Origin of the sequence: Vibrio mexicanus, from assembly GCF_001012815.1 — a bacterium.
Taxonomy (GTDB): domain Bacteria; phylum Pseudomonadota; class Gammaproteobacteria; order Enterobacterales; family Vibrionaceae; genus Vibrio; species Vibrio mexicanus.
The window spans coordinates 20963-38234 of the sequence record NZ_JYJP01000086.1; the positions used below are offsets into that span (position 1 = coordinate 20963).

At 42.7% G+C, this 17272-nt stretch carries 11 protein-coding genes and 2 pseudogenes; 3 read left to right on the plus strand and 10 right to left on the minus strand.

What is annotated here, in order from left to right; genetic code table 11:
* Positions 1-3 precede the first annotated feature (3 nt).
* The 3 genes from tssJ to UA76_RS12145 are packed head-to-tail and all read right to left on the minus strand — an operon-like array spanning position 4 to position 2605.
* A complete protein-coding gene (gene tssJ / locus UA76_RS12135; RefSeq protein WP_075202574.1) occupies positions 4-513 on the minus strand; it encodes a type VI secretion system lipoprotein TssJ in 510 nt (169 codons plus the stop codon).
* A complete protein-coding gene (tagH, locus tag UA76_RS12140) occupies positions 506-1993 on the minus strand; it encodes a type VI secretion system-associated FHA domain protein TagH (protein WP_047046440.1) in 1488 nt (495 codons plus the stop codon). Before tagH ends, tssJ begins: the two co-directional genes overlap by 8 nt.
* Positions 1994-2002: 9 nt before the next feature.
* Positions 2003-2605, minus strand: coding sequence for a hypothetical protein (locus UA76_RS12145; RefSeq protein WP_047046442.1), 603 nt, complete (start codon positions 2603-2605; stop codon positions 2003-2005).
* A gap of 573 nt (positions 2606-3178) precedes the next feature.
* On the opposite strand from UA76_RS12145, the gene UA76_RS12150 reads away from it, so the two are divergent.
* The 3 genes from UA76_RS12150 to UA76_RS12160 are packed head-to-tail and all read left to right on the plus strand — an operon-like array spanning position 3179 to position 8405.
* Positions 3179-4498 (plus strand): type VI secretion system ImpA family N-terminal domain-containing protein, encoded by a 1320-nt coding sequence (locus UA76_RS12150; protein ID WP_047046445.1) that lies wholly within the window; start codon positions 3179-3181, stop codon positions 4496-4498.
* Positions 4499-4512: 14 nt separating this feature from the next.
* Positions 4513-7911, plus strand: coding sequence for a type VI secretion system membrane subunit TssM (tssM, locus tag UA76_RS12155; protein ID WP_047046448.1), 3399 nt, complete (start codon positions 4513-4515; stop codon positions 7909-7911).
* A 41-nt stretch (positions 7912-7952) separates the two neighbouring features.
* Positions 7953-8405, plus strand: coding sequence for an Lrp/AsnC family transcriptional regulator (locus tag UA76_RS12160; protein ID WP_047046450.1), 453 nt, complete (start codon positions 7953-7955; stop codon positions 8403-8405).
* Between the two features lie 49 nt (positions 8406-8454).
* Here UA76_RS12160 and tssG read toward each other — a convergent pair whose 3' ends face one another.
* From tssG to UA76_RS12195, 7 genes and pseudogenes are all read right to left on the minus strand, one after another.
* Positions 8455-9453: a type VI secretion system baseplate subunit TssG gene (tssG, locus tag UA76_RS12165; protein ID WP_047046453.1), complete on the minus strand. Its 999-nt coding sequence runs from the start codon at positions 9451-9453 to the stop codon at positions 8455-8457.
* Positions 9450-11198, minus strand: a complete 1749-nt coding sequence (gene tssF / locus UA76_RS12170; RefSeq protein ID WP_047046456.1) for a type VI secretion system baseplate subunit TssF — start codon at positions 11196-11198, stop codon at positions 9450-9452. Before tssF ends, tssG begins: the two co-directional genes overlap by 4 nt.
* 12 nt (positions 11199-11210) lie before the next feature.
* A complete protein-coding gene (gene tssE / locus UA76_RS12175) occupies positions 11211-11621 on the minus strand; it encodes a type VI secretion system baseplate subunit TssE (RefSeq protein WP_047046459.1) in 411 nt (136 codons plus the stop codon).
* Between the two features lie 66 nt (positions 11622-11687).
* Entirely contained in the window at positions 11688-13166 is a 1479-nt protein-coding gene (tssC, locus tag UA76_RS12180) for a type VI secretion system contractile sheath large subunit (RefSeq protein ID WP_047046461.1), read from the minus strand.
* 8 nt (positions 13167-13174) lie between these two features.
* Positions 13175-13679 (minus strand): annotated as a pseudogene (tssB, locus tag UA76_RS12185) (type VI secretion system contractile sheath small subunit).
* 31 nt (positions 13680-13710) lie between these two features.
* On the minus strand, positions 13711-15282 hold the full coding sequence (gene tssA, locus UA76_RS12190) for a type VI secretion system protein TssA (protein ID WP_047046464.1): 1572 nt from the start codon (positions 15280-15282) through the stop codon (positions 13711-13713).
* A 2-nt stretch (positions 15283-15284) separates the two neighbouring features.
* A pseudogene (locus UA76_RS12195) lies at positions 15285-17266 on the minus strand (serine/threonine protein kinase).
* Positions 17267-17272: the final 6 nt, after the last annotated feature.

Here is a 17272-nt window from a genome sequence, read left to right on the forward strand (position 1 = left end):
TCCTTAGAAGTAAGTCTGTTCGATACCACGAGTAGCGTCAGTACTTAACTCACTACCTTTTAATTTCAGTTTCAGATAATACTCAGTTTTTTCTTCAACTAATTCGACTCGACGCCAAGAGGAACCACTAATATTTCGAAATGCTACGGAGAAACCTAGCGCTCTTGTTTCAGGAGTAAGTTCGATAATTTCATGAATCGAATCTCCGGGCTGTAGTTGATACTCATAACGTTTGAGATATTCATCTCCCAAAGAGGCCTTATCATTTTCAAACAAAGCGAAGAAATCTAAGCTTCTGAACAATACTGGAGAGCTGAGCTCATGTATCCTTAATATGACAGGAGAGGACTGTCCCCCTTCCCTCAAATTCAACACATCATCGGCCTCAATAATGAGCTCAATTGAAGACGTTGTAGGAGTCAGACCTGTCGATTCTTTTAGCTGACCCCACATGGTGCATCCAGACATAATCAGGCTAATGATTAGAATGGAAAGGGCTTTCACTTTAGACATGCGCTTCTTTCACCAATCTTTGGTATTTATTCTTGATTAGGGTATTGATACTCTGTGTACTGTTTGAGCTTGCATGCTCGTTGTAGTAACGGCAGTAGTCTTTCCAAAGGCCGCGCTTTGTCATAAATCGCGATTCTGAACTCACCTCTTTTGCAAACTCCTTGGGATCCATTTGCATCATATGTTCATCAAGAGCTTCTTTCGTCGCTCTTTGATGATGTTGTTTATGCTCCTCAAGCTCATCAATTACTTGCTCAATAAGATCTCTAGGGGATAGCAGACTTTGCTGGTTTAACGTAAGCATCAAAGTCGTCAAATCAGATTCAGTTAGTTCAGACTCCTCTTCCCCTTTCGCTTCGACAACTTCTTGGAGCTGAGACTGAAAGTTCTCAATACAAAGCCTTAAACACGTCCCCATCTGAAGGTAAAACTCATCTTTATTACTAAACAGACTCGGATCTTCGATTCCGAGCCCTTTAAAAAAAGCAAGTCTTGCATCTTCTGACGCGCTACCCGTATAGCTCAGTGCTGGTGAATCTAAGTTGTCTTTACGTTGAGGTTCTTCGGTGGCATCGTGAGCACTTTGGCTAGGAGTAAATGGGCGCGTCACTTCTTCCCAATGCGGTCTTTCGTTTTGAGCATTTACTGCGGTCGCAGAGCCTTTCAAATTCGAGTCTACTTTTGCAGAATACTCAACGTCTTTAGGAGGCATTTCATCACTCGAAACAGAACCGCTGCGCCCAGCAAGGATGTTAGAATTTTCAGCCGCATCAAAGTCGATATCATGATTCGCAGAGCCAGCACTTCCAATCCAATCTTCAGGAATTAAGTTTGGCACATCAAACTCAGAATCAATTGACAAACTATCATCCACCCACTGCTGCGTGGATGGTTCAGCAGTGGACTCAACACTGTTACTTGCACGATGTTCTTGGTCATCCGCAATCAAATGCTCACTTTCATCCCCCATAGAGAACTGCAAATGCGTTACAGGGTCTAAGCTAGGGTCCTCGGCTTGAGATGTTTCTAAAAACATGTCTTCTAAAGCACCTCGAGACTCTTGAAGAGATTCTGTAGGTGCTTTACCAAGTGAAACGAGTGGATCAATAGAGTCACGTTCAGGTGCGATATCAGAGGCTATATCCACAGTGGTGCTAATCGATTCAAATGAAACAGAGAAATCATACTGTCCGAGTGATATTGAATCACCATCGTGTAATGAGACAGGTTGATTCTTTAATATTTTCTCCCCATTGATCAACGTACCGTTCGTACTAACGTCACTTAGATAGTATGTGTCTCCATAAACCGATATCAGACAATGTGTACCGGAAATAAAACGGTTATGATCGACTAACGTTAGCGTACAACCATTGTTTCGGCCAATTGATCCCCCGCTATCGGGCAACTCAACCTGCTTTGTTCCCAAATATTCTTCAGGGCACCGATCAACTACAAGAATAAGCTGTTTCAATTGCATAGAATAACCTTAGAAAAGTAGCGAAACAGAAAGCTCTAACCCACCAATACCATCGTTATAAACAGGGAAGAGATAAGAGACCTGAGGAATAAATTGCAAATGAGCATTAGGATTACTGCCCAATTTAATAACAGTGCCAACGGATCCAACTAAACTCACCTCAAACTGATCAATATCGTCGAGCTGGTCACCATACTTATAACCTTCGTCATCAACGACCCAACGCCGAGAATATTGTGAGTAACCCAATGACACGCCTGCACCAATATATGGTGTAATAAATGATACATTTGTTAATGCGTACTGAGGAACAACTCGAAATTCGAAATTCGATACCTCTTGATAGACGCCATTGTCCGGCGCCTTTACTGATTCATTCAAATAGTTGGCACCAAACCACCAACGCCATCGATTGTTGTTCTCGTCAATTGGGCGTGTATAAGTTAAGCCATAGCGCAAAGCATCTACTTCACCACTTTTACCCTGTTCGTAATCGATACTTTCAATACTGAACTGGCTGATTGTACCGCCGTATCGGTTACCTTTTGCGTTTACTGCAGACGAGAGCAAACCAATCAATAGTATTGCACTAACATAAATAGTCTTCTGCATCATATATCCTTAATTCCAACTAAAGACCGTCACTTTTAGCGCACAATACCGGAAGATATTTCATTTTCAATATACGTAGCGCATTGGAATTAACTTTAGGCAATTTGACCATCAATAAGAACGTTATGACTATTGAAGTCAAAAAAATAACCACGAAGGAAATTAATAACATTTTTAACAGTAATAATTTCTAAAAATAATAGCCAGAAAAGCCCCATAAATATAAATAATATAAAATAGACTTACACTTCAATGACCCTATAGTTTATTACAAATAACCTCAATATTTTTACAAAATGTTACATTCAAACGGCAGGCAACAATAAATACAGATTTTGCCACCTAACCTACTCATTATATTTTGCGACAAAACAATCAATCATAATGACAATACACTTGCATACAAGGATTAGATCCTTGAATGAATATCACAAAAATCAATTTAAGAAAATAATATACCTAATTACATATACCATTTGTAAAATATAGATATAAAATCCAAAAACTGTAAACCCCACACCTAAATAAAGTTATAAAAATTAATTTAATCACTCATTAAGTAGCGGTATCTATATGTATCTTTCAGACTTTGCCAGGAGACCAATTATTGGTGATATTCCTCAGGGAATAAATCCAACTGAACTTGAAGAGTTTGATGACATTAAAAGACAGATCAACAACATTAGCAAAGTGACCGCTACTGTCTCTTGGAAGAAAGTTCACAAATCAGCCAAAACGCTTCTAACGCATCACAGTAAAGATTTTCGTGTCGCCTCCTATTACGCCGTCTCGGCAGCCCACCTTGACGGTATCAAAGGCTTCATCGAGGGACTAAACGCTATTCTTGACCTTACTGTTGTATATTGGACTACAGCCTACCCTAGCGCTGAGAAGTCTAATGCAAGAATTGGCGCGATTGAGTGGCTCACCGAGCACGGTGAAAAAAGAATCAAACGTCTGTCTGTCACTGAAGACGACCTGCCATTACTCGAAGCCGGCCATCAAATTTGTCTCCGAATCGAAGAAGAGATGAGACTACATTACGGCATCAAGGCTCCTTCACTTGGTTCAATACGTCGACAGTTCGGACAATGGATTGACGATATCCGTGATCAGCAACAGAAAAAGAAACTACTCCAACAACCAAAAACTAATGAAAAGCAAGAAGCAAGGCCAGTAGCACAAAGAGCGAACTCGGACGTTTCCGTTATGATTAAAGCATCAGAGATCAGAACGGAAGAAACGGCTAAGAAACTACCTAAACAAAATAACGTTCGACTGCGCACTTTCACTATCATATTAGTGATTTTCTCTATCGCACTTGCCGCACATTTTGGAGCTAAATACTATCAAGTATCCAGTTTCAAATCTCAAATCACAGGTGCAACGCTTGACGAACTTGGTCCATTAATCTCTCAACTACCTAGATATGAAGAGCCTATTTTGGAATCCTTACTACCTGTCATTATTTCCAATCTAGACGTCAGATTAAAAGACTGGAATCTGCGACCAGAAACTGTAACGAAGGCAGATGATATCGAGGCGATTTTTACATCCTTAAACGCAGTTTATCCTTCTTCATCGGCAATCAATCTTCTCGAAAGTGACTTTTCAACCAAAAAGCAGCAACTCGATGACAACTATCTGCAACTTAGCAATCAGTTCTCTCAAGCACGAACAGTCTTCGCCAATGTAATACGTGATGATGAAAGTCGGCAAGCGAAACGTGCCTATCAATATAGCAATTCGCTGTTCCCACTATTGGGTCGTATTGAATATGCTGAGAGCAATCAAGATTCTGCGGAGTTGGAACGTTCACTTACAATCGTCAATACCTATTTATACAAGATAACCCAGCTTCATCAGCGCATGAATCAAGAACCGCAGGAATAAAGGCCAGAAAACTTATGCTAAGAAATTCATTAACAAGAAACCCTGTGATTATCTCGTCATTATGCGCTTTGATCTTGCTTCTATCATGGACTGCAGCTCACTATTATTGGCTCGATACTCTTGGCACAAATATCTTCTGGATAGGCATTGGGGCGATAGCACTCATTTACTTAGCCTTTATCACATCACTGATTTTAAAAAGAAGAAAAACTAAACAAGATCAGCATATCGAAACAGAAGAAGAAAGCTTAGCTATGGTTATCGACCCGCTACTTTCAGCTTCTCGAAAAAAGCCTCTGTATTTACTATTAGGTAACAAAGGTTCAGGCAAGGCTCAGTTTCTTAACCATTCTAATGCTATCAAACCCGTCGACAAGACACGCACCATCAAAAATGACTTCTTTGAATGGTATGAGTCAGACGATGCCGCATATTTGAAACCAAACCCACGTTTAGTCTTTCAAGAGGTATCAGCTTCCGATGCTGGATTGTGGAATCGCTTAATAAAAGAAGTTATAGCCTTTAGGCCCCGAAAGCCTTTCTCTGGTTGCCTACTTTTTATTGATTTCGAGTTCATCATCGTAAATGAAGAAGATCAATATGACTATGTGCTTTCTTCATTGACAGAGCGCATCCACAGTATAGGTAAAGAGACATCGATGTCTCTACCCCTTTACCTATTCATGAATAAACTCGACAAACTCGATGGATTCAAAGAGTACATCCAATACAGTACTTTAAAATCTACGTTAGAGTTTCTATCTATACCGTTAAAAGAAGCCAAAGGGGCTTTAGTCGACTATTACACTGATAGCCATAACAACCTGGTGCGCGTCATCGAAAGTAACGCATTGGACACGGCTTCCCACTCCAACAGCACTTCTGAACGCCAATCAATACTGACCTTCTCAAAACAGTTTGAACTATGTAATGATAAGATTGGCAAGATTATAGAGCGCCTGAACGACATTAACAGGGGCATTTATACAATAGATTTCCGTGAAGTTTTCTTTTGTTCCGGTTTGCAAGGTGGTCGAAAATACAACCTTTTAGCTAAAAGTTGTAGCAACTACTTCAACCTACCAATAATCGCTTCAGAGCATCGTCAACTCACGGAAACTCCCTATTTTGTTCGTTTCTTGGTTGACTCCAAAGTACTTCCTGAAGCTGAATTTGCAGGCGAAAACAAGAGATATCTCAGGAAGATCCGTAGAAACAGTCATTTAGCTATGGCGGCGTCAATCACATTGCTCGTTGGTGGTGGTTACTTGCTAAGCCAAAATCTAGTCAGCAACTTGTCAGTGATATCGCAATTACTCGACATCAATGACGATACACTGGCGGATAGCCGTATCAATGATTTTAATGCTGACTTCGAACGTGCTGTGGCAAGCATAGCGCCGACCTATCAGGCTTGGATCGATGGTAACCTCGCGCTAGACGAAGAGATGTTATCCCTGAATGTGAGTCGTCTAGAGCCAACGACCAAGCAGGCTTATCAAGCATTAATCCATCAGATAACTCAAGAACTTATGCCGGTCGTCGAGTACGGTTACCAACTGCGCCTATCGAATACTCAATCTGAACAAGCGAAGTCGTTGCCCTTGTTAAAGGCCTATTTGATGCTCAACGACCCTAGTAAACGTGATACTCGCTTTCTTAGAAAACAAACAGAATCCACCCTCATGCGTCTCAGCACACAGACAGATTCTGTTAATAAGGCAATGAACTACTTGGATGCACTCTTTCGGACTGAATTCCCCGCTATTCCAATAAGCATGGATATCGTTCGAGCGACACGTCGAACCCTTTTAGCAGGATCCAATGTCGACTTAGTATATAACCGCTTGCTTGATCAAGCTGATGAGGTTGATCTAGGGACCTTAAGTATCCAAAGAGCCGTTGGTTTCGATTTCAGCAACATTTTCCAAGACGACGTCGAAACAGAAATTTTGGATATTAACCGAGTCTTTACTTCAATGGGCTTTAGTACATTCTATCGCCCAAGACTAGATTTGATGTCCGAGCACGTCATTGCGGATAACTGGGTACTCGGTTTATCGAATCATGTTGTACCAACCAAGGAAGAACAAGAAGTATTCAAAGACACCGTCAGAAAAAGATACACCGACGATTATATATCGATGTGGAGAAACGCTCTCAGTGAACTGAAGGTAAAACGTTATGACAACATCGGTGAGCTCTCGAATGCTATTGACTTGATCTCTGGACCATCTTCTCCAATGACTGCAGTGCTCAATCAAGTTTATAACAATACTCGTTTCTCTCCACAAGGCGGTGTGGCCGCTATAATTCCGGGTGGGAACAATCCGTTAGTTGCTGGTGCTATTGAGGCTGCTACAAGCACCGCTGAAGAGACGATTCAACCCGATTATCTGCTAATGCAGCGAGTCGAGCATGCTTTCCAGCATCTTAATCAACTCCAAATTAGCGAAACAGCAAACAGTCCGACGCCTTGGGAAGAGATCATAACGGCTCTCAGTCGTTTAAGAACCTATATCAAGGATATTGCCGATTCTCCAAACGCACAAATGGCCGCACTAGAGGCGACAAAAGCACGAATGACCAGTGCGGAAGCGGATCCAATCATTAGGCTAAGACAGATTGCTCAGAAATCTCCAGAACCAGTGCGAAGTTGGCTATTGGGTATCGTTAATCAAAGTTGGTCTGTGATGATGGCTGAATCCGCGAAAGGTATTCAAGACCAGTGGTATAGCGAAGTATATGCAAGATTCAGAGATATTGGTCTTAATCGATATCCATTCAATCTTAGCGCGTCAGATGAGATATCTCTTGAAGACTTTGAACACTTCTTTGCTCAAGGTGGTGTACTAGATAGCTTTGTAGAGCAAAATCTTGCTCAGTTCTACGACACAAACCTCTGGGTCCCTAAGCGCGTAGATGGTGAAGTCATGCCGTTATCACCTGAACTTTTAGTGCAACTACGAAACTACAATGTTATTCGCGATACTTTGATCAACAAGAGCACGAACAGATTCTATATACCATTTAGTGCCAAAGTTTTGGATTTGGATTCGAGTGCGATACGCGCAAACGTCCAAGTCGCTGATTCCAGCATTAACTATTATCACGGCCCAAGTCGAATTCAAGAGCTGCAGTGGCCGCCACAAAGTGGTGACTTCTCAGTCAACATTACGATTCAAGATGTGACTGATGAAGGGAAACAGCATGTACTCTCCCATAGCGGACAATGGGCAGTGCATCGATTATTTGGCGCATCAACGTTAACCAATAATCACAATGGGAGCTTCGTTAGCGACGTAAAAGTATCCGGACGCGATATCAGTTTGAAAATCACGCCGCTTACTCAAAGAAATCCGTTCACTTTGGCTGAGTTGTATGGATTTACGCTCCCAGAGAACATTATTTAATTAAACACAATACATAATAAAACAACGCAGAGGCACAACTTATGATGTCAAACATGAGCCTACAGGGCTTAGATAAACTGGACCGTAAGATATTATCCAACCTACTATCCAACGGTCGTGAATCGATCGCAAACCTTTCTCGTAACATAGGTTTATCCCGTACAGCCGTAGCTGAACGGATTAACCGACTTGAGAAAACTGGAATCATTAAAGGGTATACCGCTCAAATTCGCATTGAGAATGAAGGAAGAAAAGCCGCAAGCTACTTACTTATCTCATGTGAAAAAGGTCGTAAAAACGACGTCAGCAATGCACTGAAAGAGTTACCAGAAGTAAGACTAACCAGCATTGTGGGCGGCACCTACGATATTATTGCGCTCATTGAGGCGCCTGACCTTCAGTCAATTCACAACCTATGCAATGAAATCGAGTCATTTGATGGTATCGGCTCCCTTAATACCACAGTTGTCTTACACCAACCGATCAGACGCTAGCCTCTATAGACAGTGTTGATGAAAAAGCCGCTCTGAGAGCGGCTTTTCCTTATATATTGCCTATAGCATGGATACTCATATCATGAGACGTAGGGTTCCCAAGCCAAAGGGTTTGACCTAACCTGTTTGCTTCTCCGTGCCCTAACTTGTTTTTCGGTACAGTTTTAACATCCACGGTAAGGACCAAATCCCAAGACATGGGATCTCGAAGAATAAAACGCATTAAACCAAGTAAAATCTCGTGGTTATCACCACCTCTGGAAAATTGAACGAACTGACGAAAGTCGATACCTCTAATATGCAGGTTAAACTTGCCATTCAAGTCTTTTAACCGCTGCCCTAGGTGTAGATCATGACCTAAAATACAATTTACTTGATTCAATATATTTCTTTGTGAGGGAGCAATGGATACCCGCCGCAGCACCCATTCTTCTATCTCTACATTTTCCAAAGTGAAATAGTGAGCAACAATACCGGCAATCATTTTTGGTGAACGCGTCCGAGTGGACAATTGGTTCACATAAGAAAGCAGTTTGGCACGGTCAAGCTCGACGGTTTCTCGCTCCTGAATAACACTCGACAGACCAGCCAAGTGCAACATCCTTTCTGAAAAACGATCCTTTGCGCCTGATTCATACAAGACGTGATAACGGTATTTCTTCCACACCCGATAAAGTAACGATACATACCGGTTATGGAAAAAATCAAAAAAGTCCTTTACCGGGTTATCTTCAGGGTCCCTACCTGCCAATTTCTCTGTATAAGAAGTTGGCAGTGGCGAACTTGATCCATGTAAACCCAAAAAGTTAACTTCGATATTCGTGTAGTCAAAATCAGCAATCGATAAGGTTTCGATGCTATCTATATCTGCTTTTGGAAAACATAGATTTGGACTAACCGAAAACCGAATGTACTCCTGATGAAAATGTTTGTTCTCTCCAACCGCTTCGAAATCATGGTCAATGGAAGTTTGATAGTGTTTTTCTAGCAAGGAAACCGCTTGGAAAAAGCTAAACTCATGAGTCTCTTTTACTAAAGTTTCGATCATAATATTGTTTGCTGCCCCACCAAACTTGACCAGAGGTAGGTTTCTCCAGTTTTTTCGTCGAACACTTTGAGTTCAGTGAAAGAGTTAACACTGGAGTACAAACGAATAAACTCGTTGAGTACACTTGCCATCAAAAACATATCTCCCTCATTGACGAAGTAACTGGAGTCCGCGTTAATAGTTAACTGACTACCTCTAACTGAGACACCTCGAAATACGCGGTCAATCGGTTTTAGCGTTGTAGATCGTATCCCTTCCAGTCGGTGCAATGACGCTCGATGTGCTTGGCGATTAGCGCGCGAAGGAAAGTCGTAAGTTGACAATAGTATTTTGAGTACATCTTCATTCGCCAATGACAGGTAGTTCAGTGACATATTGGCGATTAACTGCCACTGGAGCTCACCTGATGTCTGTGGGCTTACCGATTCAGTGGGCTTAGTCAGATTTGTAAATGACGCAAACGCGGGAGATTTATGCGTGGTATAAATAATATCCCCAACCGACAACCTTTCACTGAGGTCAGCGTTACTGCATAAGAGTTTCATCAATACTGTTTCAGAACCTAGGCTAGCAACATCGCTATTATGGCTGTGGAAGGAAATATACCTTTCTAATCCTCGTCCATTAATTCGTTCTGCCACTTTCGATTTATAGAAATCCTGCTGACTTTTTTGGTTGATGTGGTGCTCGAACGATTCAAATTCAATGAGCTTTTTACGACGCCTCTCCTCTTTGTTCCAACTGTCGACTGACTCTATTGAATACACTTCGTAGTGCTCTTGATTTTCACTTTGAGGGCGAACTTTGTACTCATTGCGGCGATGCTCTAAACGTATCGGGTCGCTGTCCTGTTCGAAAAGATTAACAATCGGCGTGCAATGCAAACGGAAGTGTTTTTGCTTAACGATGACTTCTGAGGGTAAAGCTCGGTTAAACACAAAATTAACCGTAAGGTGGGAACGTTGTGGTACCCCTTTCAGCCACTCCAAGCCTTCAATATCGACAAACATAAATTTTTCAGGCAAAGAGAAATACTCTTGAAGCAACCGATATCCTGAAAACGAATTGTCACCGTAAGGTAACATTGCTTCTTCTTCCCTGTAACCCACAGGCTTTATCTGATTTGGCAATAAACGATGTGTGAAGCCGCCACCAGCGTCAAGTTCGATACAATCAAGATAGCGAAACAGCCATAGAAAAATAGGTCGAGTAATATGCAGTTCACCGTGCAAATGGAGCCTAAGCGTATTCAGGTTGATCTTCGATATGTCTACCCCATTCTCTCCGGCTAAGGAAACTGATATCGTTGAATTGGAACGGCTATTTGTTTGATTCACCTGATCAATTCTCAACGGATAGATATCCACATCGTAACACGTCCTAAAAAGACACTGGGTTCCCTCGACTTGCTCGCTTGCCATTTCAGCACCCCGAGCAATAGTCGTCCGCTCGGTCACACTCCCTGAATGTGGTTTCAACTCGCTAATCGACATTGACGGAACCGAGCGCATGTAATGCGGCCACAACAAGTTCACTAAAGATTGAGTCAACTCTGGAAGCTCATCATCGATTTTTTCACGAATGCGGCCTGTCAAAAAAGCAAAACCTTCTAACAAACGTTCTACGTCAGGATCAAACGTTCCTTCAGATAGAAAGTGCGTTAGCTTAGGATGATATTTTGCAAACTCACTGCCCGATTCTCGTAGGTAGGTCAGCTCGTCTTGAAAGTACTTACTACTACTCACTGGAGTCCTCTTTTATACATTGAACTGGCCATCAGTTCCTAAAAACACATTAATGGCCAACGGGACATTACCTCCGTTATGTGTAACAACTCCGCTGATCCCGAACCCAAGTTGCAAGGGGTTATGATGATCCTCTCGGTAATGGACAGACACGTCTTGTAGGCGTGGCTCAAATTTGGCGATGGTCTCTTGAATGTTTTGTTGAACGGTACGCACTAGGTTGGAGTTACTAGCAAGTACATCATTAAAGTCTGGCAGGCCATAATCACCATCTATCATCGCGTTGCCCGAGTGGGTATTGAGTAGATCAGCTAAATGATTGTGTACAGACTCGATCAAATGTTGATGAGAATAAACTCGTTCGTAGGAGTTCTTCGGCTCTCCTAATTCGATTCTCTCCAATAAACGGAAACCTTTTTCCATGCTGAATCACCACGTAAATTCCAAGAAAAACAGCCAGGCAAAGCCTGGCTGTTTGTCGACAGCGAGTTACTGCTGGTCCAATTTACCCACAAGCGATAAATCGAAACTCGCGCCCATGTACTTGAAGTGTGGACGAACAGACATTGATACCTTGTACCAACCTGGATCGCCCTCTACGTCAGAAACAACCACTTTCGCTGCACGTAGTGGGCGGCGTCCGCGCACTTCTGCTGGTGGATTCTCTTGGTCTGATACATACTGACGAATCCATTTATTCAGCTCGATTTCTAGATCCGAACGCTCTTTCCAAGAACCGATTTGTTCACGCTGCAGAACTTTAATGTAGTGAGCTAGGCGGTTGATAATAAACATGTAAGGTAACTGAGTACCCAACTTGTAATTCATTTCCGCTTGCTTACCTTCTGGTGTATTGGCAAAAATCTTTGGTTTTTGTACTGAGTTTGCTGAGAAGAATGATGCGTTGTCAGAGCCTTTACGCATTGTCAGCGCAATAAAGCCCTCTTCTGCCAATTCGAACTCTCGACGGTCTGAAACCAAAATTTCCGTTGGGATCTTAGTTTCAATTTGGCCCATAGATTCGTAGTTGTATACAGGAAGGTCAAATACTGCACCACCACTTTGCGGTCCGATGATGTTTGGACACCAACGGTATTTCGCAAATGACTCACTAATTTTTGAAGCCATTGCGTAAGCGGAGTTACCCCAAAGGAAATTATCGTGAGAATCCGTTACCATCTCATCGTAATCAAACGCTTTGATTGGATTATCTTCCACTGAGTAAGGTGTACGTAGCATGAAACGAGACGTACATAAGCCTAGGTAACGTGCATCCTCATGCTCACGTAGGCCACGCCACTTGGTGTACTGCGGCCCTTCAAATACAGACTTAAGGTCTTTTAGATTTGGAAGCTCTTCGTAAGTATCAACACCAAAGAACTTAGCGGACGCTGAAGTCACAAATGGTGCATGTGACATTGCGCCAACATTCGCCATGTACTCCATCAGTTTAATGTCTGGAGAAGACGCTGATAGTTGGTAGTCACAGATAACTGCACCAACAGGTTTACCACCGAACTGGCCATACTCACGCGTGTAGATTTGCTTGTAAAGCCCAGACTTCACCACTTCTGGCGCATCCTCAAAATCATCCAGTACTTCATCTTTCTTCGCAGAAATCAGCTCAATCTGAATGTTTTCACGGAAATCTGTATGGTCTACCAAGTACTTTAGACCACGCCATGTTGACTCAACAGCTTGAACTTCATCGCTATGAAGGATTGCGTCAACTTGCTTAGATAGTTTTTGATCAATTTCACAGATCATTAGGTCAACCAATGATTGATCGACTTTCTCAGTGTTTGAACTGCTCAGTAGCTCGCCAATGAATGCTTCAACACCGCGTTTTGCAATATCAAAACCTTCATCACTTGGCTTCAAGCGTGTTTCGTTCAAAATACTGTCTAATAGAGAGCCTGACTCCGCTAGAGAGGCTTGCTGTTCAGGCGCTTGTGCTTCTACCGTCATGATATTCCTTACTCTTCTTTAGCTTCTTTTTCATCGCCGATGCTTAGCTCAGCAAGAAGTTTGTTACGTGCTTCTTCATCCTGAAGTACTGAGCAATTTTCTTGCGAAATGCCGGTACGTTACCTAGGGGCCTTTTAATGCCACTAAAGCTTCACGAAGCTCTAGCAGACTATTCAGCTCAGGAACTTTCTTCGCAATCGCCTCTGGCGAGAAATCACTCATGTTCTTGAACGTTAGATCGACGCCTAACTGCGCACCTTCTTCTTCAGACAAGCGGTTATCAACGTTAACTTTTACATTTGGCGCATAGCCTTCTAGCACTTCGTTAAAGTTATCTTTGTCGATGTTAATCGGCGTGCGATCTTCAATTGGCGTTTCGTCTGAACGAGCAGAGAAATCACCAACAACCATCATACTTAGCGGCAGTTCTACGTCCTCTTGCGCATCTCCTGTCGCTGGAACATAACGGATATTGATTCGCTCTTTTGGAGCAACCGAGCCATCACGTGACATAATTAGTTCCTTATCTAATTGTGTTTATTAATCAATTTAAACCCCAATCTTGGTACTTTTGGGGCCGCTGTTCGTCTGAGGGATAGAGCGCTTTTAACGTCGCTTCTACTAAACCATTCAACTGGGCAGCTAGGTGAGGTTCCCATTGGGGAAGATTCGACTCTTTGCAGATATCTAAAACGCTTTCCAGATATGGCATACACAAGGAGTACAAACCGACTTGGTGATAGATTTTCACCATTTTCAAATGCAGCAAAAATCGCCCTCTCCCCGAGCCTTCTTGGTCCAGTTTGGTGGCTAAATCTGCTACATGTTCTCCCAAATTGTCTAATGTCACGCAGCTCACATCCTCTTCGTCATCAACAAAAATGCTGGTTTGTAGACTTGTCGTATTTGAGGTTGCGCTTGACTCAATCCATCGCAGAGTTTCGTCGCTAGCAAATGGGAGTTGATCTTTGAACTTCAGCGTTTCAATACCGTTTAGGCCTTGTGTAAGGGCAAATACTTCTTGCTTTACTGCATCCGCCGCTTGCTGGTAACCCAATTGATTCAACATACTGAAAACGTAATAGTGGCCGGTGAGCCAAAACGGCGCATCGGTAAGAATTTTCTCAAGGCGCTTGACTGTCGCTAAATCGCCGCCTTGTTTGGACTTTTCTTCAAACTCAGCTTGCTGATCCGCTGACACGGCTAATCGAAGTTCGGTCACTTGTTCTCGATCGTCAGGAAGAGAGTCAATATCTTCCCAAGTTAAATGCCGATAAACTCGATACGCCAACGGATCACTAGGCTTTGTTGATAGCAGCATTTCAGCAACATTCTTCAAGGTGCGTTTGGCAACCGTGGGAGACGAGAAATCAACATCAAGCTCAACCTGAGGCCTTTCCTGTTTCGCCTGCACTGTAGGCTGAGCCGTTTGCTCTTGAGTTATTGATGTGGATGGCGATTCGGGTAAATGTTCATCGTTTGGTGTTACGGATGGAGGCGTATCAATTAAATTTGGTTTAGCTTCTGCTGACTCTTGCACAGCACTTTCTTTGATCGGTACCGTTTCAGACATTATTGCAGATCGTTCTTTGATCTCGTTTAAGACACTTCTAATTTCGAAGAAGTCGACGTCTGCATCTGGAAAACACTCATCAAAGCGCTGCTGAGCCTCTCCAATCAATGTTAATGATTGTTCTAGTAACTGGGACGCTTCTTCATTGATCGATAGTTTCCTTGCCGCCAGTTCAATTTGATGGTTAAACCATTCAATCGCACCGTCACGAGCACGCTTTCGCTTTGGATAAAGAGTATTCCCAAAATCATCCAGTAGTTGATTAAAAAGCCTCAAACCTTGCACTAAACCTGAGAAGCCCAACTCTTCCATAAGAGCGCGGGTTAAGTAGCAGATCGCTTTAATATCTTTACTGTGTTGAGATAACACTTCTTTTGAATGCTTTTCGACAACAGTCCAGCTAACTGTTTCACCAAACAGAGAGCCGAACTTTTTGACCTCCGCTTCCATCATCTCGTAGCAAAACTCGTAGCGAGCATCATCACCAGATGGAGAGTTTTCAGTGATCGGTAATGTAAGTGCGGCTAAATCTTGAATACTCATACTCAACCCTCAACCGATGTTCGGTAATCACGTAAAGCCTTCTGTACCGCAATCGCGCCTTTAGCTGGTGCAAATTTTTGATGACTTTTATCAATTGAGTCTGTAGCCATCTTATCTAGCAAGTCTTTTACTTCACTGAACTTTTTCGGCGCATTGTGTTCAAGGTCCACTAGAGACGCATTGAGCTTGCTCGCATCGAAGATCGATTTTTCAGTCACAGTACTAAATAGAATAAACTCGCTTCGTGCTACTTTCAGGTCACGCACTTTCTGCTTTAGCTCGGGCGTCTCACCGAAGTAGCCCATTGCAATGGTTACATTGTCAATTGCTCTCGAGTAATAATGTCGATTCACGTCCTCGTCAATCACTTTACCCAAAGCTTGACTTAACTGTTGAGGAAGCGCCTGGCTGTACAAATATTGATTCGCCGTCGCTTGATGCCAAGATGCTTTGATATAATCTGCCACTTGAGCACCATGGCCCTTCAGTATCAGCTCCATCAACTGATCTTCGGTATAGCCTACCGATCGAGAAATTTGTTCAGTGTCCGCATTTAAACGATTGAGTTGCGACATGACGGATATTAGAAGTTCATCAGTCTTTGGAAACAAAGCACCGTCACTCGCTAGCGCCGTTCTAAGTGAGACAACATCTTGACGTATGGCCTGTATAGAGGCTGGTATTTCAGACGCATAGATCTGCTTCTCTGCAATCGATTCGCGCCAAGAGTTATAAGTCTTTTCAAGGCTATGCTGCTGAACCTGATATGCCTCGTTATAGGGAGCCATTGACACAAGATCTTTTGACATTTCAGTCAGTGCTGTTTCTATTTCCCAAGGCGGCTGTGCTAAAAATGAAGCGGCTTGTGCTGGCTTTATAGAGCTAACAAAACTGTTCGCCGGATTATTCTCACGTACAATAGACTTCCATTCTGGTTGATTGGATTGATATACATACGAACCCGTCACTACACACAACGCCGCGACTAGGGAGGCTTCTAAATATCGCATCCGCACGAACCGAAAACCGTCTAAACGACTTTTTGGCCGAAGCACCAAGTCAGCATTTCGAAGGTTATTGAAGATAGGCGCGCATGCCTCATTATCAAGTGCTTGAGCATCAATTTGAGCAAGCTGCTGTGCAAACGTAAATGCGCTATAACCGTGCCCACGTGGATTTCTGATAACTTTGCGAAGGATGCGAGCAACATGTTTTGGTATGACTTTAGGGTATCGCCTAGCCTTGAGCTGCTTTAACCATCCGTCTCCAAATACAGCGCCAAGGAATAAATGCCCAGCTAACAAGGCTAGTGAGTAAACATCATCTTCTGGGCATGCGACACCAGAGTCTAAATAATCCGGTGAAGCATATTTAATACTTGCTTCAGAGTAAGGTTGCTTTTCACCAATATAACGGGACGCCCCAAAATCGATAAGCTTAACGTTATCTCCTTCGGCAATTATGATATTGGCAGGTTTAATATCAAGATGAGTTACGCCCCTAGTGTGCATATATTCTAGGCCGCCCGCTAATTGGTATATTAGCCAAGCGATATGATCATGCCTAAAACCTTTCTTAGAATGGCGGGCCATCTTCTCGGCTAGGCTTTCTCCCTGAATCCACTCATACATTAGATAAGGGCGATCAAACTCAGAGCCAATTTTTATGAACTCGGCAACGCTCGGGTGCTGAGACACCTCTAACCGACTAGCTCGTTAATTAGAATGGTTTTACTATGTTCAGGAGCACCTTCGTTCAGTACTTTGCAACAAATCTGTTTTGTAGGATCATCTTTCTTAGCGAGGTGATATAGCGTCGTATCACCGCTTTGAGAAGGAATTGTGTCGAGAACATCAAACTGAGAAAAAAGAACGTACTCTAGCTTTGTCTTACTATGACTAGAAACTTTTTTTTCTCGTTTTTTAATGGCCTTAACGACTAGTTGGTTAATATAGCTAGTCGACGCTTGCGAATTATCTGACACTATCTA